The 1,553-nt window shown below is 77.1% G+C and carries 1 protein-coding gene; it reads left to right on the top strand.

What is annotated here, in order from left to right:
- A partial coding sequence (locus tag K2Z83_RS28380) for a hypothetical protein (RefSeq protein ID WP_220598532.1) occupies nucleotides 1–1,553 on the top strand: 1,553 nt, incomplete at both ends.

Raw genomic sequence — 1,553 nt, 5'->3', positions numbered from 1 at the left:
GGGCGACCGCGCCGAGGTCAGCCTGCGCGTCCGTAACACCAGCCCCGTGACTCAGTCGCTCCAGGTGCGGCTCCAGGCGGCGGGCGGCGAGATCGCCCCGGCCACCCCCGCCGAGCGGCAGCTGATCCTCGCGCCCGGCGGCGCCCAGCGGATCACCTGGTCGCTGAGCCCGCGACCCGGCGTGCGCGTGGTGAACCTGCGCTACACGGCGGATGGCGACGGCCTGAGCGGGCAGGTGGCGCGCGACCTGACGGTCGAGGCCGTGGACCCGGTGTCAACCCTGGGGGGCACGCTGATCGGCTCGGGCAGCCTGACGACGGAGCTCGCCCTGCCCGCAGCGGGGGAGATCAGCCTGGCGATCGCGCCGGGGGTGTGGGCGACCCTCGCCGACAGCGCCGGCGCCCTGGCCGACCTGCCTGAGCGCAGCGTGGAGCAGCGGGCCGGGCTGCTGCTGATCAGCGCCGCCCTGGCCCACAGCGGGCCGGCGACGGGCAGGGCGCACTGGGCCGATCTGGCCCGCCAGGCCGCCGACGAGCTTGCCGCCGCGCAGAGCGCCGATGGCGGCTGGGGCTGGTGGCCGGGCACACCCTCGCGGCCCTTCGTCAGCGCCTTCGCCGTCGAGGCCCAGCAGCTCGCCCACGACTCCGTCGCTGGCCTGGCGGCCCCCGGGCCGCGCGCCCTGAGCTACCTGGCCCGCGCCGGCGACGGGCTGGATCCCGATACACAGGCCTACCTGCTCTATGTGCGGGCCGGGGCCGGCGCGGGCGACGCGGCGGCGGCCATGGCCCTGGACAGCGCCAACCTCGGCCCCGACGGGCTGGCCTACCTCGCCCAGGCCCTGCCCGCGCCGGCCGCCGCAGGCCTGATCGACCGGCTCCTGGCCGCCGCCGACCGCGCGCCGCAGGCGGGCGCAGCGCCCGCCGCGATCACCTGGGCCGCCAGCGGGCCATCTGCTATGCTGCGCAGCCAGGCCGCCGTCAGCGCAGCCGCCATCCAGGCCCTGCGCGACGTCCGCCCTCTGGATACCGAGCGCGCCGCCGCCGAGCGGGGCCTACTGATGCACTGGGGAGTCGACGGCTGGCCCGGCGCCTTCGCCGCCGCCCGGGTCGCCGCCGCCCTGCGCAACCATGCCCCGACCGAGGGCGGGCCGCGATCCGTACAGCTCGGGGCCGCCGTGCTGCTCGACCGCGCCGAGCCGATCACCGCCACCGTCCGACTCCAGACGCTGGCGACATCCGGCAGCGACGGCATGATCCTCCAGGTGCTCGCCGCCGGGGCTGGCGACTACCTCGTGGCGGCGCGCGCCGCCGGGACGACGGCCGCCGCCACATCGCCGGCCCAGATCAGCCTCTACCAGGAGTACCTCGACCCGCTCAGCGGCGCGCTGATCGCCCCCGCCGACCTGCGCACAGGCCAGCTGGTGGCGCTGCGGGTCACGGTGATCAGCGCCCGGCCGCTCATCCGCGGCGGACTGGAGATCGCCCTGCCCTCCGCGCTCCAGCCCGTCGACCTGAGAATGCGCCCGCCCTTCATCCACACCGACGCGCTCGACG

The organism is Oscillochloris sp. ZM17-4 (assembly GCF_019599295.1).
In the GTDB taxonomy this organism is placed as follows: domain Bacteria; phylum Chloroflexota; class Chloroflexia; order Chloroflexales; family Chloroflexaceae; genus Oscillochloris.
This window is presented reverse-complemented; position numbering and strand designations above follow the sequence as displayed.